The organism is Streptococcus sp. HMSC061E03 (assembly GCF_001813505.1).
Lineage (GTDB): Bacteria > Bacillota > Bacilli > Lactobacillales > Streptococcaceae > Streptococcus.
The window spans coordinates 69,014-88,572 of record NZ_KV812797.1; the positions used below are offsets into that span (position 1 = coordinate 69,014).

The window sequence follows — 19,559 nt, forward strand, 5'->3', positions numbered from 1 at the left end:
GTCTACTTTTTTATGCAACAAAACTAAACTATTTTGGTTTAGTTTTGTAAATTTTGCTTAAAGGAGGTACCATTCTTTGGATGAATTGTATACAAGAATAAGTAAGTCTACAAAACATGTGTTATACCAATACATTAAGGATCATGATATTTCATTACTAAATTATAATTTCAACTACTTCTTTCAATATTGTATTCAAAAATATCAAATTCAAGTAATTAGTCACCACTTCTCAAATCACAAGATTGAAGGATTAACTGTTATCGATGAATTAGGAATTAGTTTTTCCTATGAAAAGGATAATCCAATTGTAAAGCAAAATTTTACTCTGTGTCATGAATTGGGACATTTTATACTAGAGCATGACGGCAATTATTTTGCAGAATCTATTGATAATCAGGAAAACCTACTAGAGCGAGAAGCGAATATTTTCTCTGCTGTAGTATTAATGCCTGACATTGTTTTATTGTCAAAGATTTATTATAGTTGCGACACCTTTCAACATATTCAAAATAGTCTGGATGTTTCAAAACAGGCATTGTTCTTTCGACTTTTAGATCTTCTTAGAGAATATTATCCTGGAAAAGAAAGTACCATTAAGCAGGCTATTGATGCTTATATCGATGGACAGAATGCTCCATTGCTTCTTTTGTTTCACAGTATTAGAGAACGGATTATTAAAGAATTTCACAATTACCAAACTTCACTAATCAAGAAGATTGAACAATCTGTGAGTAAAATAGGCTTCGTTACTAGTCAAGAGTTTCCTGAACTTCTAAACCAAGAGAATTGGAAAACAATAAAGACTTACTGTGACAATTTAAGAGTATGGCTCATTTATGATCGAGGAAAATCAATAGCTTATGTTTGGGATAAAAATAAGTTAACAGACAAAGAGGCAAAACAAAAAGCTGAATTGAAATTACTATTAATGTGAGGTAAGTAATGTATCAACCAGAAAAACTAAAAGCTCGTAGGAAAGAATTGAAATTAACACAAAAGTATATATCTGATCAATTAGGTGTTAGCTACCAAGCTTATTCCGCATGGGAACGTGGAGTAAAAAAACCATCTAAAGAAAAAGTAAAGCAGTTGGAGCAGATTCTAAATGCTCCAAAAGGTTATTTTACAGAGCTTGAAATCGTCCGACTATATAATAGTTTATCAGATGAAGGGAAGGATCAAGCACTTGGTTATGTTAGAAACTTAGTTCAACAAGAACAATGCAAGAATGTTGTTTCGATGTCAGAAAAACTATACGAATACCATATTTACGAAAAAATGTCTGCTGGTATCGGTTCATCGGTTTATAACGATCAGAACTATGATACAGTCTATTATGATGAAGAACTAGCCCACGATTTCGCCTCATGGATTTCTGGTGACTCAATGGAACCCAAATATCAAAATGGTTCTGTGGCTCTCATTCGTGAAACAGGGTTTGATTATGATGGTGCAGTATATGCAGTAGTCTGTAATAATCAGACATACATTAAAAGAGTTTACCAGGAAGAACAGGGTTTACGATTAGTTTCTATCAATCCAAAATATCGAGATATTTTTCTTTCGTATGATGAAGATCCTAGAATTGTAGGGATTATTGTAGGGAATTTCTTACCTGTTGAACAGTGATATTGTTAATGTAAAATAATAATAGTGTATTATTTTTTTGTTTATGGAGATTGAAAATGGGAAAAGAAAATAATGAAATAAAAAAGGCATATGATGAATTACTGAAAACTAAAAATAAATGTGGGAAATATAGTAAAACATTGTTTCACATCCATACCCCAGTATCCCATGATTACAGATTATTTAAAGTTTGGAACGATTTATCAGAGAAAGAATGGAATAAACTATCTGTAGAAGATTATCTTTTAGAAGTAAAAAATAATAAGCTTTTTCCAGAGGAATATTTTAAAACAAAAGATGGTGATAGTATTATTTATAATAACTATCAAAAAAATGGTTTTGAAAATGAAAAAGAGCAAATATCATTTTTGGTAGTTGCTCAGAGTTTATATCGAGAAAATATTTCAACAATAGTGGTTTCTGATCATAATACAATTTCAGGAATTAAGAAAATGGAAAAAGCTATAAAAATTGTATCTGAATTGAATATCAATAAAGGTAAGGAATATATTGAGGTAATAAATGGGGTGGAAATTTCATGTGCTGATAGAATACATGTTCTTGTAGCTTTTCCAAATGAGAAAAGTGAAATTATCAAAAAATGGCTAGAAGAAAACCTTATGGGTATTAAAGAGGGTTCATATAAAGCTAGTTTAGATGTTATTGATACTTTTAATAAGGAAGAATTCATCACTTATATTGCTCATATAAATAGTTCGGATATATTTAAAGATGGAAAACTCTTTACTAATGCTTATAAGAAAAAATTATTTTCAAAAGAATATTTGAAGTATATTGGAGTTTCAAATAAGGACAGTATTTCAAATGTAAGAAACTACATTTCCAAAATAAATAAAGGCGTGAATCCATTTTTTATTCTGGATAATGATTCACATTATATTGAAAATCATTCTATTAATCCCATGTGGATAAAATTCAGTAAGAGAAGTTATAAACAATTGAAAGAATCTTTATCAGAGTATGATGTTACAGTAAAATTAGACAAACCAAATAAAAAAATAAAAAAAGTTATACGAGGTATATATTTACCTACGAATAAAGAGGCTTTTTTGTCAAGTAATAAGAAATTTAAAATTTTGTTTTCCGACTCATTAAATAGCATTATAGGAGGAAGAGGGACCGGGAAAAGTACTATTTTAGAATTAATTCAATTTGTTCTTTCACAAAAAGCTGACTCAAAACAGAAGTTAGAATTTTTATCTAAACATTCAAAAGTCTATTTATGGTATGAAATGTTTGAAAAACAATACATAATTGAGTTGAATCTTCCTAAACAAAAGGAGAATGAAAACATCTATGATTTATATCAAGTTAGAACAAAAAGTACTGATAAATATTGGTTTCATGAAAATAGAATAAAATCAATGATAATAGAAAATCATTTATTAATTTATGAAATTCTAGATGATGAAAAAATTATTAAAGTGCCAAAAAGAAAGAAAGAATCATTACTTAATGAAATGTTTGATAGTAGATATTCTGTTAACGAATTAGTTAATTCTGCGAGTAGTGGCAAAATAGATGATTTTCTACGTGGTACACTTTTCAAGGATAGAAAGAACAAAAAATATATCTTCTCCGAAAAAATTGATAAAATAGAAAAGATAATTCCAGCAATTGAATCTGCTGATGAGAAATTAAGTAAACAATATAATTTTATAAATTCAATTATTGATAATTTTAATAACCAACAAACGGGGAATTTACAAATTGTTTATAAGCAGGAACTTAAGTATCTTTTACCGGACCACTTTGAAACATGGTTTTTCCCACCAGGAAAAAATTTAAAAAGGCCTTTCAAAGGGTACATGCTGTCCTGTGAAGATATTATTGACTACTTATCATTTGTTTTTGATAAGATAGGATTTACAAATTTTGTAAAAATGATGAATGATAGGGAAATTCTTTATGAGAATCAACTAATTCAAATTGCAAATCAGGGGAACTCTAATTCAATTTATCCCGACTTGTCTTTAATAACGGTTGAAAAATCAAATGTACATGATGTTTTTGATGAAGTTTTCAACATTTGGGACAAAGTAGATCTATTTAGCATAGAAGACTACTTGAAGGATACATACAATAATTGTGAAAAGCTCTCTTTAGAATTCAATATTAACTCGAAGGTTACAGATAAAAATAAGAAAGCAATTTTTAAAGATGTTACTAACTTAAGTTTAGGTCAAAAAGTGGTTGCAATGCTTGATTTTATTCTTGCATATTCTGAATTAACTGATGATAATCGTCCATTGCTAATTGATCAACCAGAGGATAACTTAGATTCCAGATACATTTTTAATAATTTGGTCAAAATATTACGAGATGTAAAATCAAATCGTCAAATTATTATTGCAACACATAATGCTACAATTGTGACAAATGCATTGTCAGATTTAGTTATATTAATGAAATCTAATGGTGAACATGGGTGGATTGAAAACTCCGGATATCCAAGTGAAGATAAAATAAAAAAATATATTGTTGATTATCTTGAAGGTGGAATAGAATCTTTTAAACATAAAGTTAAAATATATAAAAGTATTATTTAATTAAAATAGTTGAACCATAGTTTTTTGATTTAAAGAAATTCTTTCTACAATAGTTGTTAATAAGAAGAATTATTTTCCTTTAAATTATAGTAATAAAAAGGGATATTTGCTATCCATTTCATCAATTTTATTGATATTTAAACATGCTAAAGTAAGCCCAACTTTATCTCTATTATATGACTTTACACAAAGAAAAGCCTTTAGAAGCTTGGGTTCTAAGGGCTTTGTCTTCAATCTCTTTTTTGGATAAAGAAAATAATAATGGTGCTAATTAGGATTAATACCTAAATAAGTTTTAATTTTCTTTTCAAGAAAATCAATATGTTGGTTAATTTCAGTTTGTTGCTTATGAAGTTCATCAAGTTGAAAAAATAGTAGTCTAAGTCGTTGAGGAATTGTGGAGTCTCCTTTATATCTTAGGTCAGCGTATTCTTGCATATTTTTAATAGACATTCCCGTCTTTTTTAATCTAATAATGAATTGAGTCCACGCTATATCAGAGTCATCATAGTATCTACGATTATTTTCTTCTCTATGTGAGTAAATCAATTTTTCTTGCTCATAGTATCGAAGTGTGGGAATAGAAAGTCCAGTTTTTTTAGCAAATTCTCCAATAGAATAGTGAGCCATAATATTTCCCCCTTTTTTTTAATATTTTAACATAATTTTAAAAAAATCGAAAAATTTTCAGTTTTCTCTTGACATAAAGTGCACTTTACTATGTAAAATACATAGCATCAAAGGAATTTGATATAAAGTACTCTAATTTATGAGTTGATTGAAAACAAAGGAAATTATGGAATCGCTTCTCTGTGTAGGTGGCGGAATGGGAGCAGCGACTCTTATAAAAAATGCAAATAGCAATCTGTAAAGGAGAAAATAGTATGGAACAAACGAAGAATTATACTTGTATTACTGGAGCCAGTGCTGGTATAGGAGCGGAGACTGCAAGACAATTTGCAAAATTAGGAACGAATCTTATTTTAATTGCTCGGCGTCAAGAACGACTAGAAAAATTGAAGCAAGAGATTTTGAACCATTATCCGGATTTAGATGTTGTTATTAAAGTTGTTGATTTATCGAAGTCCAGTAATGTTTTTGCTCTTTATGAAAGCTTGAAAAAATATCACATTACTACTCTAATAAATAATGCTGGTTTTGGAAATTATGATAAGGTTGAATCTCAAGATTTAGAAAAGATAATAACATTAATCCATCTAAACATTGAAGCTTTAACAATTCTATCAACTCTATATGTGAGAGATTATAAAGATTGTAAAGGCGCTCAATTGATTAACTTATCATCTAGAGGCGGATACATGATGGTTCCAAATGCAGTTACATACTGTGCAAGTAAATTTTATGTCAGTGCTTTTACAGAAGGCTTGGCATTGGAACTAGAGGCAAATCAACATCAATTAAAAGCTAAGGTTTTAGCTCCAGCTGCCACAAAAACGGAATTCGGTCAAGTTGCTACAGATTCTAAAGAATATGATTATGATAAGCATTTTGCTAAATATCACACAAGTGAAGAGATGGCACAATTTTTGATGGAATTATATCAAAGTGACAAAGTTGTTGGTTTAGTTGATGTTACAAATTTTGAATTTCATCTTAGCGGACCACTACTTAAACATTAATTATTTTAATAAATATAGATAATGTGGTATCGATTAATAGTTGCAGTCGTTTTATGATAAGAAGAAAGCTTCTGAAACGTTAGATTTCAGAAGCTTTTTGTCTTTAAGTTTTGAGTAAGTTATAATTTTCTGTGATATTTAGGATATTTAAAAATATAGAAGTATTTTTGTAGACTAATTTACAATTTTTCCAGTATTTTACCAAGTAGTTCTTCTAACTTTCCTAAATCTCCATAGACTGTCCCATCCATATAAAGATTGTAAACTTCATCATCTTGTTCCACGCGTATTTGTGCAGAGTATCCTTTTGATAATGCTAAGGAACGAATGACTTCTCGTTGAGTTCGTCCATTCCCTTCTCGAAAGGGATGGAAATAATTAAGATTATCAAGAATTTTTGCTAATTGTTTAATAATCTCATCTTTTGAATTAGCAGTTTGATAGTAGGTATGAATAATGCGGTTTATATATGCTTGGGCTGTACTGAAAGATTGTATTGACATAAAAGGATTCCCATTTTTTGAGATATTCACCTTGCGAAATTGTCCCGCCCAAGCATAGACATCTTGAAATAAATATTTATGAATGGCTAAAATATCACTAATGGAGTAGACTTCTATGGTTTTCAAGCGCAAGTCTGCAAGCCTTCTAGTAACGAATAAATGCTCATTCCGGTAGGCTTCTTCAATATTTGTAATATTTTGTTTGTTGATTAAGACTGTAGAATTTGGATAGGTATATTGGTGATTGGGGTCAATGTACTCATAGCCTTCGTATTGATTTTTAACCAATATTCAATTCCTTTCGTTTGTTGATAACATAAGTTTTTAAATCAATCACATCTTGAACAGTAGGTTCATAATTTTCAATCATTGATGACCCAATAGCATACCAGACGGTATCGAAATCTGAAAAGTTATCAAAGGGAATCCCTAAAATTGTTAATTCTTCTTTATTTACATCAAGAGTCATGGCACACTTCCTTGTATAACGTTATCTTTATTATACCATAAAATCGGTATTTTTACCTAAAGGGATAGAGAACCTATCTGGGATGGTCGTATCTATTTTTATCATTTAAAAAACATACTTTTTTTTAATACTAAATTTTATAATATAATAGATACAATGACTTTTAAAACACTTCTTCCCTATCCATAGGTGGATAGGGTTTTTCGTTGTTCATTACACGTTCTAAACATTCAATACTAGATCTTAGGTGAAACATTTCATGTTTCCTATATTTTTCATCCTGTGAGTTTAATAGTTCGTTTAGGTGACGTCTAATATGCCAAATGACTTTTCTAATATTCGCTTCTTTTAAATTATTCATGACTCCATTGTATAATAAAATATAATCCAATCTCTTTGATTAAACTAATTTGCATAAAATATAAACTATTCGGTTAAGAATAAGCTTAAAAATTTTTTGAAGTAATCTATTCAGCACAAAAAAACACCTATTCGGTAAAATAGGTGTGAATGATGTTATTTATATCCATATTGTTTTAGAGCCTTTTTATACGCTTCGCTACCTTTAAGATAGTAGTCATGCTTAACTCCACTAATATCAACAGAAAAGACCCCATCTTTAAATGAATATTCTTCTGTTCGACTTGCAATATTTTGTCCAGTTAATTCGATCGTATTCTTTTGTTTGTTAATGGTAAAGCCGTCGGCTTCTCCATGCTCAATGGAAGCATTATTTCCTTTAATAGTAAACGCTAACTCGTTTCTTTCACTTGAGATCCAATAATACTCACCATCTAAAGATTGGTAGTTGTTTTTAGAGCAAGCAATTAACGTAATTATTGATAATGAAAGTAGTAATATACCTATTAATTTTCTCATAATCTGTGCCTCCTTCTATAATTTTAATTATACCAAAATAATATTACAAGAGTATGTCAGTGTCTGTTATAACGGAAAAATGAAGAAATGTCTATTATAATAGCAAATAATAACTTTCGGGAAATCTGATGAATTCAAAAATGAAATTGATACAAATTTGGTTATTTTTAATAAATCTAAATACCCGTTTATAGTTCACTTGTTGTCCAGGTAAAACTAAAAGGATTTAGTCATGTGAAATACAGAACTAAATCCTTTGGATAGCCTATTTGTCTATCTTTTTGGGGTCAGTATAAAATCCTCCCCTAACAATAAATTATTATTTTACAACTTTTATTACAAATATTGTGTTTTTAATCATTAAATATAAGCCAACTATCTATTTTATCTTTCGGTTTTTCCCAACTTGCAATAACACGTATTCCTTTCATTTCTGTACTGGAAATACCTAATTTTCCTCCTTTTCCTAATAAATATAATGTATATTGCGAATCAGTATTTGCTTCATAAGAACCCTTGATAAATTTTTCATCTGTACTAACTTTCCAAGCATCTAATCTAGGAATACTAATTTTTATATCTGTTTTTTGAGCAGCTATATCCAATGATATTTCTCCTTCTTTAATTTCCCTTATGCTTACTTCTTTATTTTCTTTTAAATCTATTTCCCCTGACTTTGCTATGATTCCATCTTTAGATACTACAAAAACAATAGCTTTGTCTTGTTTTTCTTTGACTAGATCTTTTGGAAAATAAAATTTTTCTCCATTTGTTCTATTCAAAATACATTTTTTCCCCATCGCAATACCCACTGTATCTATTTTTTCTTTTGTTTCATTTTTTACTGTAAATGCAACATCAATATCATCACTATTTCTGTTCATGTAAAAGAATAAACCACAAATGCACAGTGCTATAACCGGTACTAATAAAGCAATCTTCCTTTTCATCTTAACACCTCCCTTATAGCTGACTTTTCAATAATATAATTCTTATGTGCTACTTTTTCAAAGTCCTTATCATGACTTACAACTACGATCGTCTTACCTTCATCATTTAATCTAATAAGTGTATCGATTACAATTTTTTTATTCTCATAATCAAGAGAACCTGTCGGTTCATCCGCCAACATAATTTCAAACGGTTTTATCATATTTCTTGCAAGGGCTACCCTTTGCTGTTCTCCACCTGAAAGTTCATAAACCTTCGATTTTAATTTGTCTGAAATGCCCATTTTATTCAAGGCAGCTTCTATAAGATTTTTCTTATTTTTTTCTTGATTGTATTTGGCAGCAAGCATCATATTTTCCTCAACCGTCATTTTTTCCACCAAAGCAAAATTTTGAAATAAATAAGCAATTTTTTCTCTGCGTAATAGCTCTCCTACTTTAGGATCTTTTATAGGATCTCGATTTGAAAAACAGGTTACACTACCACTATCATAATTTTCTAATGTCCCAATTATATTCAAAAGTGTTGTTTTTCCTCCTCCACTTTTCCCAAAGATACAAACAAAATCTCCTTTATAAATATCCAAACTAATATTTTCCAAAATACTGTGTTCCCCATATTTCTTAGAGACATTTCTTAAGGTTATTTGCAATTCCTTTTCTTTTTGCATTTAATACCCCTCCTTTAACCTAAGTACAATGCTTCTTTCACTTTTCTTTAGTTGTAAAATTTCTATGCCAAAACATATAAGGCTTCCACAAATACCTATTATTAAACTAATCAAAAGTTTAGACATACTCCAACCATCTCTTGGTATAAACAGTCCAACATCACTTATTACTCCTGTTACCATAATAACCATAAATAAAATAATAATACTTATGATATAACCAACGATATTTTCAATAATTTTCTTATGATGTATATCAAAAAATCCATATCCCAACAACCTAGAAACATCTATTCGTTGTCCATGATTATAAAAATATGTTTCTTTATCTATTTTTAATAACGTTGCTAAAATAACAATAGATAAGACAAGACCAATAACATATATACTTGCCTCCATCTTATATTCGTCTATTCTTGAAACTATATCATCGTAGACTGAGCTGATATAGAGTATAAACGGCTCAGATTCTGTTTCTTCAATTATGTCCTTCAAACTCTCGTATCCTCTACTAGGCTCTTTGACATATGGATGTAGCTGCCCATTTACTAAAGATGATAGTTTGATTCCATAATCTGGGAGTAATTCTTTCCCATTTACTGCTACCAAAACATAATTTTTCAAGTTTGCTTCATCAATTCTTTTGCCACTATCAAAAGAAAATACACTTTGATTATCTTTCAGCCTTACATATGTTTCTGTAATTGTACCTTGTTTTTTTATATTTTGAAAAATATGATCTTCATGAATTTTTTCTTTGTCAAATTCAGTAATTTTAACATCTTCTGGAACAAAAACAATCCACTCATTTTCATGTATTTTATATTGTTCTATTTTATTCGTATCTTTATCTAAGAGATTAGCAATATGTAAATAATTTTTATTTACATAGGCATAATTGCCTTGAAACGGTTGTTGATTTAGATACTCCTCATCATCATTCATTCCCTCTTTTCTAACGTTTGGGGCATTAAATAATATTGCTCCACTATCGTCCAAACTATTCCATAAATTATTCATCTTTGGAATAACAATCTCATGGAACTTATCATCATCTTTTTCATAACTCCAAGACCATGCACAAGCCATATTTGCATAATATTTTGAGCTTTCCCAAGTTGGAATGTATTGTTTCATACTCGAGTAATCAGCGAGTCCTAAAATACTTACAATTGCTAAATAAAGAACCATAACAATCGACCCTGTTTTTATAAGAAAAGAACTTCTATGATAACTTCTTCTATAACCTTTCAATAAGGTAATAACATTAATTCCTTTTAATTTGAGATAAATCAATATAAACTCTATTGATATTAGCCCCCCTATTATAAAAGCAACTAAAATAAGTATTGTTTTCATTGATATCATAAATCCTAAAATATCACTAGGAGCAACTAAATATTCTATAATTCCAATCGTCAGTACAAGTCCCACTATTGCTGGTATTGCAAGAATATTTAAAACCTTAGAAATAGCTAAAGTTAATTTGTCGTATCCTAGTAAAATTGATATCGATAATTCCTTTGAAAGCATCCCATTATAAATAATTAGACAAAAGACAGTAGCTACAAATATAATAAAAACCGTAAGCATATATAGATATGCTTGTTTCTGTGTGAATTCACTAGAAACAGTATAATCCGGATTAACCACGACCTCTGTTTTTAATTTTTCATTTTGATTTATTTCTTCAATAAACTTATTAATATTTACTTCCGTACCTCTTACATGATAATCCCCATTAACTTTTTCCTTGCTGACGTTTTCAAAAGGAATTAAGCTTATATCTTTTGACGTGAGTAAACTCATTGATTTTACATTCTCAAAATCATTCAATTTGTCTTTGCTATCAGCAATAGATATATCTCTAAAAGATTTCTTGAACCATTCAGAATCATTTAGATGAATGTAAATCTTTATTTTCTGTTTATCAAATCTACTATTCTTAGGAATATATTCTTCCTTTATGAAGCTTAAATCATTTTTATTGGCGATTTTCTGCAATTCAATTATTGTTTTATCAGCTATTTCTGGCTTTGTTACAATGTTTACAGTAGTATTAAACTCTTTTAAGAATATATTTAAAAACATACCGTCTGAATAGAAAAACTTTCCTATACCAATCACTATAATTAGTAAAATTGCCAGTATACCCACTGTTTTTTTCATTCTGCATCATCTCCAACTTTATAAAAATAACGAGTATGAGTAATGCCACAATACTAAAATAACAACGTGGCACCGCTCAAACTCGTTCAACTATTTTTATTTATTGTTATTTAACATCAGCCCAAGCTCTATTACCACTTGAAGCTTTTTCCCAAGAAGCTTCTGCTCTACTTCCAGCTCTTGTCCAACCCGAATAAGAGAATTGACCACCAGCGCCTTGTACTGTAGTTTTATGTGTTTTATTATTGTGATCGTATTTAGACCAAACATAGACACTACCTACACCATGTCTCCATTTTCCACCTAAAAAACTTTTCCATCCGCTATCATAACTGAACAACCTTGGCAGAGTATAATCTTCTTCAAATACTTCCACCTCATAACCAAGACCTTCAACATATGGTAAGTTTGTTTTTTCTGCTGCAAATGCTGGTACGAATGATACTAACATAAAACCTGTTAATAATACTAATGACAATGATTTTTTCATGATAAAATTCTCCTCTCTCAAATACTTAAACTTTTTGTAAAATTTTTCTTCCGAATAAAGTTTTCAAAAACTCTACTCAATCTCCGTTCCTATACCTATGAGAATTATTATAATTCATAAAACTCCACCTCCATTTTATATATTTATAATCACAGATGATGATTCAAATTAATAATTCCATTCAAATATAAAAGAGCTATCCTTATTTATATTATAGAATAGCTCTTTGCTTTATACTTAACGGTATCTTTAAATAATTCTTGCGTTTTCTTTGCGATTTAATTTAATATATATGGAAGTATTACTTTAGCACAAACTCTTTTATTCTCCTCTCCAATTTCAAAATTTCCACCCAAGTGTTTTACAATGTCACTTACAATTGTAAGTCCAAGTCCCGATCCATTATTGCTTATTCGTCTTGATAAATTTCCCCTATAAAACTTTGAAGTAACCATATTCCAATTCACATTTAAATTTGGAGAAACATCGTTTATAACACTTATTTTTAACATTCCATTAATTTCCTCAACCTTTATATTTATGCTTGTTCCTTTCACAGAATAATTAACTGCATTTGTAATCAGATTCTCCATTATTCTAAGTAAAAGTTGTGGTTCCGTTTTAATCTTACTGTTTTCCAAATTTAAAAACTCCAAAATTAAAAGATGATCTTTTATAGATAAACTTTTTTCTTCTTCCCACTGGCTAAAAAAAATTTTTATATCTACATCCGTTAAATTTAGTGGAATTTCATTTAAATTGAATTTTAAATATGAAAAAAAATCTTCACTTAAACGATTTAAATATTTTATGTTCTCATATATAACATCAACAAACTTATTTTTTTGTTCTTCAGAAAGATTTTTTTCGTCTTTTAATAGTGTTATATAACCTATCATATTCGCAAGAGGAGTTTTTATATCATGAGCTAAATACGTTAGCAGATCTGTTTTTTCTTTATATACCAGTTCATACTCCTTTTCAAGTTCTTTATTGTAATTATGAAGTTCTATAAACAAATCTCGTTCCTTTGATAATGACTCATGAAATGGTATTAAATCTTTATCTTCACTTTTAAGATAATTCAGTCCAGACTCAAAATATTGATTATATACATAAAACCTTTTTTCCTGTATTATAAATGTCCCTATCAATATAGCAACAGCCCCTAGTAAAAGTATTATATATTTACCTATTTCAAAATAAAAGGAAGCAAATTTATCTAATGGCAATTCTGGATCTACACTGTCAACAAAAGAATTATCCATTATTTTGTAAATAATGAAAAATAGGATTGTACTTAAAAATATCCATAGTATTTGATAAATAATACCTTCCACAAAAAAACGGTTTTTCTTACCCATTGATTTTATACCCCACTCCCCAAACAGTTAATATGACTGATTTTAACCCAATCTTTTCAAACTTACTTCTAATTCTTCTTACATGAACCATAACTGGATTAACTTCATTTTCTAGCACCTTATCACCCCATATTTTATAGTGTATATCATCCATATTATACACTTTACCAGGTTCTTCCATAAGCAACCACAAAATATCAAATTCTTTTGGTGTTAGTTCAATCTCTATATTACCATAGTAAACTTTATGTGTTTTAATGCTAATCTTTAAATTATTAACTTCTCTATCACAATTAATTGTATTTACAATATTTTTTGTAAATACATAATTTCTTCTAAAATGAGAATTAATTCTCGCAATCAATTCAGATGGTTCAAACGGTTTTACGATATAGTCATCTGCACCTATATTCAATCCTTGCACTCTATGAATAGGATCTTCTAAGGCAGTAAGCATAATGATTGGCATAGTGGACGTTTCTCTTATCTTTTTGCATATTTCAAATCCATTTATATCAGGAAGTAAAATATCCAATAATATCAAGTCATATTTATTTTTTTCAAATTCCTCTAACGCCTCTTTTCCAGTATGAAAAATGCTGATTTCCCAATTCTCTGATATTAAATACATCCTTATAAGCTCTGCTAAGTTAGTATCATCTTCTACAAGCATTATTTTCATTTCAGTCATTCATTTCCACCCTCCTTAAAACTACATACATCATTTGGAGTACATTCCAATGCATTACATATTTTTGCCAAATTTTTAAATGTGATTGGCTTATTTTTTCCCATCTGTGCCATGACATTAGTTGTAATCTGTGTAATAACAATAACTTCTGTTTTCTTTAATCCCTTTTTGGCGAGTTGTATCCACAAGGGTTTATAATTTAATGCTATGCCGTTTCCTCTTTTCTTTAGATATAATTTTTATGTGTATTATACCATAACCATTGGGTACACTCAATTTTTATTTGAGGATTAATTTTGTTCTGAAATTTTAATTATACCGTCATATATTCATTTTGATAATTAAATAGTAAATATTATATGATTAGTATCCATTTAGTCTGAACCATCTCTTCTGATAAAATTAACATATCTACTGTATTTGATAAATATATTCAATACATCAATCTACGTGATTATAAAATTCATTTTATGATCTCGTAGAAGTGCACCAACAACCAAAGGGCGCTAGCCTTCAAATTTTCCTCACAAAATGTGTCCAAAATATTGACAGAATTCCAATATCGAGCATTTTTTAGATCTATCCAATCCAACAGTCACGAAACTATTAAAATCGATGGAAAAAGAAAGATGGATACTTCGGAAATTCGACCAATCTGATTTGAGAAAAAAATTGATTGGATTAACAGAAAAATCATTTATGCTACTATCAACCGAAAATAAGTAATTCCAAGCAAGTTCGAATAAAAGCCTAGTCAATTTAAAATACCAAATAACACCCTATATATTAGTGTCTTTTTAGAGGCTACTAGATTATTTATTTATCAAAGTGATATCATTTAAAAAATACATAGCTTGTATAACTGTTACATATTATCTATATATTCTATCTACTTCTAGTCCACAAACATATAAAAAAGAGGCATTTAAGCCTCTTTTGTTCTCCTTCAAACACTCTGTCACTGTCCATTTACTGTCCAATATAATGTAATATTATTGAATATCGTTATTTTTTTTGAACTCTAAAGCCTTTAAAATCAAGATTTCTAATGATATCAAGACCTAAAGAATCTTAAATTAAGTCTTGCATATTCATCATAGTAATGACATTCCTTCCAACTTCTGAAATTTACAGTTCATTATACCATTTTTTAGACACTTGGAAAAGCTTTGGATAGTAATCATGAAAAGCTTCTTTCACTCTAGATTGATTTTTAAGCTTTCACTACAAAATGAAAGAGACCCTTCTTGAGCCTCTCTCAGAAAATAATAAAATGTATTAGGATAAAATCATCGAAGCCACAATTGGACTAATGAATACATACAAAATTCCTGTGATCCCTATTGCCAATCCTGCCATAGCACCGGCCACATGACCATACTTAAACGCTGTCCCTGTTCCTACTGCATGTCCAGTTCCTCCAAGGGCTAAACCAATAGCTACTGGATCTTTTATTTTTAACAGTTTCAATATCGTTGGACCCAAGACACTTGTTAATAATCCAGTTGCTACAACTACCACAAGAGTGATGGTCGTAATTCCTTGCATTTTTTCAGTAATCCCAACTGCCATTGCAGTCGTAACCGATTTTGGAAAGAGCGAAATGGCTAGAAAGTACTTCATTCCAAATGCTTTCGCGATCAAGGCTGTAAAAATCGTATTCACAATAACCGCTACTGTTGAGCCGATCAAAATACTCCGTGCATGATGCTTCATCAAATGGAAACTTTTATAGAGAGGAATCCCCAAGGCGACTGTCGATGGTCCAATCAACTGATTTAAAAGGGAACCACCGACATAGTAATCTTTATAAGAAATTCCTGTAATCATTAAGAATAAGATAACGATTACTGTAGCCACTAAAAGTGGCGTTGTTATTGGATGGGGATATCTGCGGAAAATTAACATCCCAATCAAATAAGCCCAAATAGATAAGACAATCCCAAATAAAGGATTACTCGCAAAATTAGCCATGCTTGCGTCCCCCTTCTGGATAATCACCTTCAAAACGATTTTTTATAAAACTAACCACGATTGCAATTAAAGCCACATTGATGACCAAGGCTCCAACTAGAATCAAAATAATCGGAAACAGATAAGGTGCAATCACATGAAACTTATCCATAATACCGACAGCAGGGGGAAGAAACAGAATCGTCATGTTTGCTAATAAAAAATTTCCTACCATATTGACGTGGCGCATGCGTAGTAACTTAAACTGTAATAATAAAAATAGGATCAACAGCCCGATCATACTTCCAGGAATTGGTAAGTGCAACCCATCCGAAATGATTTCACCAATTAATGAAATCGTGAATATAATCGTCAGTTGTACATATAATTTCATCTTCATCTCCCTTTTTATGGATCATTTCCAATAAGGATTCGTATCCTCGCTTCTGCTTACTTAGAAGTAAACATCCATTTATCCCTATCAGTTTACTCCTTTTCAGAAAATTTGCAAGCTTTTTTCTAAAAAAATAAAACAAATTACCAAAAATTGAAGCTACTATTTTGATTCATGACATCCATTTTATGATACAATGAAACCAAAAACGGTTAAGTTACCATGAAAGGATCTACATGACTCATTTTCACACCATTGTCATCGGTGGTGGCCCAGCAGGTATGATGGCGACCATTGCCAGCGCCTCTTATGGCCAACCTACACTACTGATCGAAAAAAATAAAAGGCTCGGTAAGAAACTTGCTGGTACCGGAGGAGGTCGCTGTAATGTCACGAACAACGGAACCTTAGACGATTTGATGGCCGGTATCCCTGGAAATGGGCGCTTCCTTTACAGTGTGTTTTCCCAATTTGATAATCATGATATCATCCAATTTTTCACCGATAATGGCGTCAAGCTAAAAGTCGAAGACCATGGCCGGGTCTTTCCTGCTAGTGATCAATCTCGCACCATTATTCAAGCTTTAGAGAATAAGATCCTTGAGCTAGGTGCTAGTATTGCCACCAACTGTGAAGTGGTCTCTGTCACCAAGCCAGAAGACATCTTCATCGTCAAATCATCTGAAAACACTTGGACAGCTGATAAGCTGATCGTCACAACCGGAGGCAAATCCTACCCTTCTACCGGCTCTACCGGCTACGGACACGAAATTGCCCGCCACTTCAAACATAGCATTACGGATCTCGAAGCGGCAGAAAGTCCTCTTTTGACAGATTTTCCACACAAGGCCCTCCAAGGGATCTCTCTGACAGATGTGACCCTCAGCTACGGCAAACACATCATCACACACGACCTGCTCTTTACCCATTTTGGACTTTCTGGCCCTGCAGCCCTTCGGATGTCCAGCTTTGTTAAAGGCGGGGAAATCTTATCACTGGACCTCCTTCCGACAACCTCTTCTCAAGAGTTAAAAGACTTTCTAGAAGAGCATCGAGAAAAGACCATTAAAAATAGCCTCAAAACCCTGCTTCCTGAACGGTTAGCTGATTTCTTGGCGCAAGGATTCCCTGAAAAAGCCAAGCAACTCACTCCTCCTCAGACAGAAGAGCTCATTCAAAAGATCAAAGAGCTGCCCATCCCCGTCACTGGGAAGATGTCACTAGCCAAGTCCTTTGTCACCAAGGGTGGTGTCAGCCTCAAAGAAATCAATCCTAAAACCCTAGAAAGTAAGCTCGTTCCTGGACTCCACTTTGCAGGAGAAGTCCTCGATATCAATGCCCATACAGGCGGTTTTAATATCACATCCGCCCTCTGCACCGGTTGGGTAGCAGGGAGCCCTCATTACTGATAGGAATTCACTAACTTTATTCTTCATCTATTGAAATAAAATTTTTAAAAATTCTTTACAAGTTAGTATTTACTTGATAGAATGGATTGGTATAAAATTTATAAAGGAGATTATTAGAATCATGGATTTTGATTTTAGTGTTAAACTCTTTTCAGAGTTTATTGGAACGGCTTTGCTACTTATCCTCGGAAATGGTGCAGTTGCAAACGTCGAATTAAAAGGAACAAAAGGTCATCAAAGCGGTTGGCTTGTCATTGCGATCGGATATGGGATGGGAGTAATGATTCCAGCCTTGATGTTCGGTAATGTTTCAGGAAATCACATTAACCCAGCTTTTACCCTTGGACTTGCAGTTAGCGGACTCTTCCCTTGGGCAAATGTTTTACCATACATCGTTGCTCAACTTCTTGGAGCTATGTTTGGACAATTGGTTGTCGTTGCGACTCACCGTCCATACTACATCCAAACTGAAAATCCTAACAACATCTTAGGAACATTTTCAACGATTTCTAGTTTGGATAAAGGAACTCCTGAATCACGCAAGGCTGCTACAATTAATGGCTTCATCAACGAGTTTGCCGGATCATTCGTCCTTTTCTTTGGTGCCCTCGGCTTGACGAAACATTTCTTTGGTGCAGAAGTTGCAGGTCTTGCTCAAAAAGCTGCTGCTGAACAAGGAGGCGTCTTTGATGCTACCACATCAGCAGCAAAATTGGCTTTATCACAAGCACACGCTTCAGGTTTAGGAATTGCTCACTTGGCTCTTGGTTTCCTTGTTATGGCTCTTGTTACGTCACTTGGAGGTCCTACTGGACCTGGTTTGAACCCTGCACGTGACTTTGGTCCTCGTTTGGTCCATGCCTTCCTTCCAAAGTCTATCTTGGGAGAACACAAAGGGGATTCTAAATGGTGGTATGCTTGGGTACCAGTTGTAGCCCCAATTCTTGCTGCTATCTTAGCTGTATTATTGTTCAAAGTTATCTATCTTCGTTAATCTATCTAAAAAAACGAACTCGATTTTCCATCGAGTTCGTCTTTTTATTGTTCTTTGGTTAATGAAAAACGGAAATCATTGTATTTGGTATAGTCAAATTCTGTATTGGTGGCCGTTGTGAAAACAATCGGTGTATAGTGTCCTTCTTCCAAGATAAAACCAGGTTCGAGTCGGAAGTCAGCGACACCTAGACCTGTGATCCCAGGAAGCAAGGCATCAGCTCCATCAAGACCTTCAGCATCCCAATAGTAGATATTTCCAGTTGCTTTGACAGCTCTAGCCGTATAGGTCGCTGTACGAGTCGGTTCGCTATCATTTTTGAAGCTAACCACTGTTGTCACATCTCCATTGGCATCCACTGTCATTTTAATCGCATCCGCTTGTGGGCTAGATCCTACCCAAGTTCCCACCAATTCTGCAGGGACAGTAGCTTGCGTCGTAGTAGACGCATTCTCGGTCTTACCAGAGTCTTTTGAAGTTGTCGCGCTACTTGCTTGAGTCGAAGAGCTAGCTGTATCGTTTGCCTGAGAGGAAGATGCTGCACTCTTTTTGCTATTACTTTTGGCTTTTTTCTCTACCTTGCTGGTAGATGCTTTTGCGGATGAGGTAGCTGTCTTTTTATCCTTTGCACCACAACCACCGAGAGCTAGACCAAGTGACGCAGCCACCAGAACAGCGGCACTCCAACGGAAGATTGATTTTTTCATAAGATCACCTCTTTATCTTTCTGACTCCCATTATACTCCAATTGTTACAAAAATCAAGTTTTTTTGTAACAATT

At 31.9% G+C, this 19,559-nt stretch carries 21 protein-coding genes; 7 read left to right on the top strand and 14 right to left on the bottom strand.

Going from position 1 to position 19,559, the window contains the following annotated elements; genetic code table 11:
* Positions 1-76 precede the first annotated feature (76 nt).
* From HMPREF2917_RS08115 to HMPREF2917_RS11725, 3 genes are read left to right on the top strand one after another with little or no spacing between them, the layout of a single operon-like run.
* A complete protein-coding gene (locus HMPREF2917_RS08115) occupies positions 77-937 on the top strand; it encodes an ImmA/IrrE family metallo-endopeptidase (RefSeq protein WP_070590132.1) in 861 nt (286 codons plus the stop codon).
* An 8-nt stretch (positions 938-945) separates the two neighbouring features.
* A complete protein-coding gene (locus HMPREF2917_RS08120) occupies positions 946-1,632 on the top strand; it encodes an XRE family transcriptional regulator (RefSeq protein WP_070590135.1) in 687 nt (228 codons plus the stop codon).
* Between the two features lie 56 nt (positions 1,633-1,688).
* Positions 1,689-4,202: a Spaf_1101 family AAA-like ATPase gene (locus tag HMPREF2917_RS11725; protein ID WP_070590138.1), complete on the top strand. Its 2,514-nt coding sequence runs from the start codon at positions 1,689-1,691 to the stop codon at positions 4,200-4,202.
* A 267-nt stretch (positions 4,203-4,469) separates the two neighbouring features.
* Here HMPREF2917_RS11725 and HMPREF2917_RS08130 read toward each other — a convergent pair whose 3' ends face one another.
* Positions 4,470-4,832, bottom strand: coding sequence for a MerR family transcriptional regulator (locus HMPREF2917_RS08130; RefSeq protein ID WP_024382774.1), 363 nt, complete (start codon positions 4,830-4,832; stop codon positions 4,470-4,472).
* A gap of 254 nt (positions 4,833-5,086) precedes the next feature.
* Between HMPREF2917_RS08130 and HMPREF2917_RS08135 the strand changes: the two genes are divergently transcribed.
* Positions 5,087-5,842 (top strand): SDR family NAD(P)-dependent oxidoreductase, encoded by a 756-nt coding sequence (locus HMPREF2917_RS08135; RefSeq protein ID WP_070590139.1) that lies wholly within the window; start codon positions 5,087-5,089, stop codon positions 5,840-5,842.
* A gap of 179 nt (positions 5,843-6,021) precedes the next feature.
* On the opposite strand, the gene HMPREF2917_RS08140 is transcribed toward HMPREF2917_RS08135, so the two are convergent.
* The 10 genes from HMPREF2917_RS08140 to HMPREF2917_RS08190 form a co-directional block, all read right to left on the bottom strand.
* On the bottom strand, positions 6,022-6,633 hold the full coding sequence (locus tag HMPREF2917_RS08140; protein ID WP_070590141.1) for a Fic/DOC family protein: 612 nt from the start codon (positions 6,631-6,633) through the stop codon (positions 6,022-6,024).
* Positions 6,626-6,814, bottom strand: coding sequence for a hypothetical protein (locus HMPREF2917_RS08145; RefSeq protein WP_000171299.1), 189 nt, complete (start codon positions 6,812-6,814; stop codon positions 6,626-6,628). Before HMPREF2917_RS08145 ends, HMPREF2917_RS08140 begins: the two co-directional genes overlap by 8 nt.
* 516 nt (positions 6,815-7,330) lie before the next feature.
* The gene (locus HMPREF2917_RS08155) at positions 7,331-7,693 is read right to left on the bottom strand and encodes a hypothetical protein (protein ID WP_070590144.1); all 363 of its coding nucleotides are present in this window, start codon (positions 7,691-7,693) and stop codon (positions 7,331-7,333) included.
* Between the two features lie 353 nt (positions 7,694-8,046).
* A complete protein-coding gene (locus tag HMPREF2917_RS08160; RefSeq protein ID WP_049489286.1) occupies positions 8,047-8,643 on the bottom strand; it encodes a hypothetical protein in 597 nt (198 codons plus the stop codon).
* Positions 8,640-9,314 carry an ATP-binding cassette domain-containing protein gene (locus tag HMPREF2917_RS08165; RefSeq protein ID WP_045613439.1) on the bottom strand — a complete coding sequence of 225 codons (675 nt, stop codon included), beginning with the start codon at positions 9,312-9,314 and terminating at the stop codon, positions 8,640-8,642. The genes HMPREF2917_RS08160 and HMPREF2917_RS08165 overlap by 4 nt, the downstream gene beginning before the upstream one ends.
* Positions 9,315-11,483 carry a membrane protein gene (locus HMPREF2917_RS08170; protein WP_049489287.1) on the bottom strand — a complete coding sequence of 723 codons (2,169 nt, stop codon included), beginning with the start codon at positions 11,481-11,483 and terminating at the stop codon, positions 9,315-9,317.
* A 106-nt stretch (positions 11,484-11,589) separates the two neighbouring features.
* The gene (locus tag HMPREF2917_RS08175) at positions 11,590-11,973 is read right to left on the bottom strand and encodes a lactococcin 972 family bacteriocin (protein ID WP_070586690.1); all 384 of its coding nucleotides are present in this window, start codon (positions 11,971-11,973) and stop codon (positions 11,590-11,592) included.
* 278 nt (positions 11,974-12,251) lie between these two features.
* Positions 12,252-13,337, bottom strand: a complete 1,086-nt coding sequence (locus HMPREF2917_RS08180) for a sensor histidine kinase (protein WP_070586693.1) — start codon at positions 13,335-13,337, stop codon at positions 12,252-12,254.
* Positions 13,330-14,028, bottom strand: coding sequence for a response regulator transcription factor (locus HMPREF2917_RS08185; RefSeq protein WP_065426928.1), 699 nt, complete (start codon positions 14,026-14,028; stop codon positions 13,330-13,332). The genes HMPREF2917_RS08180 and HMPREF2917_RS08185 overlap by 8 nt, the downstream gene beginning before the upstream one ends.
* On the bottom strand, positions 14,025-14,237 hold the full coding sequence (locus HMPREF2917_RS08190) for a helix-turn-helix domain-containing protein (RefSeq protein WP_049489289.1): 213 nt from the start codon (positions 14,235-14,237) through the stop codon (positions 14,025-14,027). Before HMPREF2917_RS08190 ends, HMPREF2917_RS08185 begins: the two co-directional genes overlap by 4 nt.
* Before the next feature lie 352 nt (positions 14,238-14,589).
* Here HMPREF2917_RS08190 and HMPREF2917_RS11885 point away from each other — a divergent pair, with 352 nt between their 5' ends.
* Positions 14,590-14,754: a MarR family transcriptional regulator gene (locus tag HMPREF2917_RS11885; protein WP_141751547.1), complete on the top strand. Its 165-nt coding sequence runs from the start codon at positions 14,590-14,592 to the stop codon at positions 14,752-14,754.
* A gap of 552 nt (positions 14,755-15,306) precedes the next feature.
* Here HMPREF2917_RS11885 and HMPREF2917_RS08195 read toward each other — a convergent pair.
* Both HMPREF2917_RS08195 and HMPREF2917_RS08200 read right to left on the bottom strand, forming a co-directional pair.
* Positions 15,307-16,002 (bottom strand): LrgB family protein, encoded by a 696-nt coding sequence (locus HMPREF2917_RS08195; protein ID WP_003008843.1) that lies wholly within the window; start codon positions 16,000-16,002, stop codon positions 15,307-15,309.
* Complete coding sequence (locus tag HMPREF2917_RS08200; RefSeq protein WP_070590147.1) at positions 15,995-16,375, bottom strand: CidA/LrgA family protein; 381 nt, start codon at positions 16,373-16,375, stop codon at positions 15,995-15,997. Before HMPREF2917_RS08200 ends, HMPREF2917_RS08195 begins: the two co-directional genes overlap by 8 nt.
* A gap of 236 nt (positions 16,376-16,611) precedes the next feature.
* Between HMPREF2917_RS08200 and HMPREF2917_RS08205 the strand changes: the two genes are divergently transcribed.
* The gene (locus HMPREF2917_RS08205) at positions 16,612-17,784 is read left to right on the top strand and encodes an aminoacetone oxidase (RefSeq protein ID WP_070590150.1); all 1,173 of its coding nucleotides are present in this window, start codon (positions 16,612-16,614) and stop codon (positions 17,782-17,784) included.
* Positions 17,785-17,905: 121 nt separating this feature from the next.
* Positions 17,906-18,778: an aquaglyceroporin Gla gene (gla, locus tag HMPREF2917_RS08210; protein ID WP_003003137.1), complete on the top strand. Its 873-nt coding sequence runs from the start codon at positions 17,906-17,908 to the stop codon at positions 18,776-18,778.
* A 44-nt stretch (positions 18,779-18,822) separates the two neighbouring features.
* On the opposite strand, the gene HMPREF2917_RS08215 is transcribed toward gla, so the two are convergent.
* Positions 18,823-19,485, bottom strand: coding sequence for a hypothetical protein (locus tag HMPREF2917_RS08215; protein ID WP_070590153.1), 663 nt, complete (start codon positions 19,483-19,485; stop codon positions 18,823-18,825).
* Between the last annotated feature and the right edge of the window lie 74 nt (positions 19,486-19,559).

Excerpts from the sequence above, each read along its gene's own strand:
- HMPREF2917_RS08200 (WP_070590147.1), bottom strand. The coding sequence starts at position 16,375 with ATGAAATTATATGTACAACTGACGATTATATTCACGATTTCATTAATT.
- HMPREF2917_RS08205 (WP_070590150.1), top strand. The coding sequence starts at position 16,612 with ATGACTCATTTTCACACCATTGTCATCGGTGGTGGCCCAGCAGGTATG.
- gla (WP_003003137.1), top strand. The coding sequence starts at position 17,906 with ATGGATTTTGATTTTAGTGTTAAACTCTTTTCAGAGTTTATTGGAACG.
- HMPREF2917_RS11725 (WP_070590138.1), top strand. The coding sequence starts at position 1,689 with ATGGGAAAAGAAAATAATGAAATAAAAAAGGCATATGATGAATTACTG.
- HMPREF2917_RS08170 (WP_049489287.1), bottom strand. The coding sequence starts at position 11,483 with ATGAAAAAAACAGTGGGTATACTGGCAATTTTACTAATTATAGTGATT.
- HMPREF2917_RS08120 (WP_070590135.1), top strand. The coding sequence starts at position 946 with ATGTATCAACCAGAAAAACTAAAAGCTCGTAGGAAAGAATTGAAATTA.
- HMPREF2917_RS08180 (WP_070586693.1), bottom strand. The coding sequence starts at position 13,337 with ATGGGTAAGAAAAACCGTTTTTTTGTGGAAGGTATTATTTATCAAATA.
- HMPREF2917_RS08145 (WP_000171299.1), bottom strand. The coding sequence starts at position 6,814 with ATGACTCTTGATGTAAATAAAGAAGAATTAACAATTTTAGGGATTCCC.
- HMPREF2917_RS08135 (WP_070590139.1), top strand. The coding sequence starts at position 5,087 with ATGGAACAAACGAAGAATTATACTTGTATTACTGGAGCCAGTGCTGGT.
- HMPREF2917_RS08175 (WP_070586690.1), bottom strand. The coding sequence starts at position 11,973 with ATGAAAAAATCATTGTCATTAGTATTATTAACAGGTTTTATGTTAGTA.
- HMPREF2917_RS08130 (WP_024382774.1), bottom strand. The coding sequence starts at position 4,832 with ATGGCTCACTATTCTATTGGAGAATTTGCTAAAAAAACTGGACTTTCT.
- HMPREF2917_RS08215 (WP_070590153.1), bottom strand. The coding sequence starts at position 19,485 with ATGAAAAAATCAATCTTCCGTTGGAGTGCCGCTGTTCTGGTGGCTGCG.
- HMPREF2917_RS08195 (WP_003008843.1), bottom strand. The coding sequence starts at position 16,002 with ATGGCTAATTTTGCGAGTAATCCTTTATTTGGGATTGTCTTATCTATT.
- HMPREF2917_RS08160 (WP_049489286.1), bottom strand. The coding sequence starts at position 8,643 with ATGAAAAGGAAGATTGCTTTATTAGTACCGGTTATAGCACTGTGCATT.
- HMPREF2917_RS08165 (WP_045613439.1), bottom strand. The coding sequence starts at position 9,314 with ATGCAAAAAGAAAAGGAATTGCAAATAACCTTAAGAAATGTCTCTAAG.
- HMPREF2917_RS08185 (WP_065426928.1), bottom strand. The coding sequence starts at position 14,028 with ATGACTGAAATGAAAATAATGCTTGTAGAAGATGATACTAACTTAGCA.
- HMPREF2917_RS08155 (WP_070590144.1), bottom strand. The coding sequence starts at position 7,693 with ATGAGAAAATTAATAGGTATATTACTACTTTCATTATCAATAATTACG.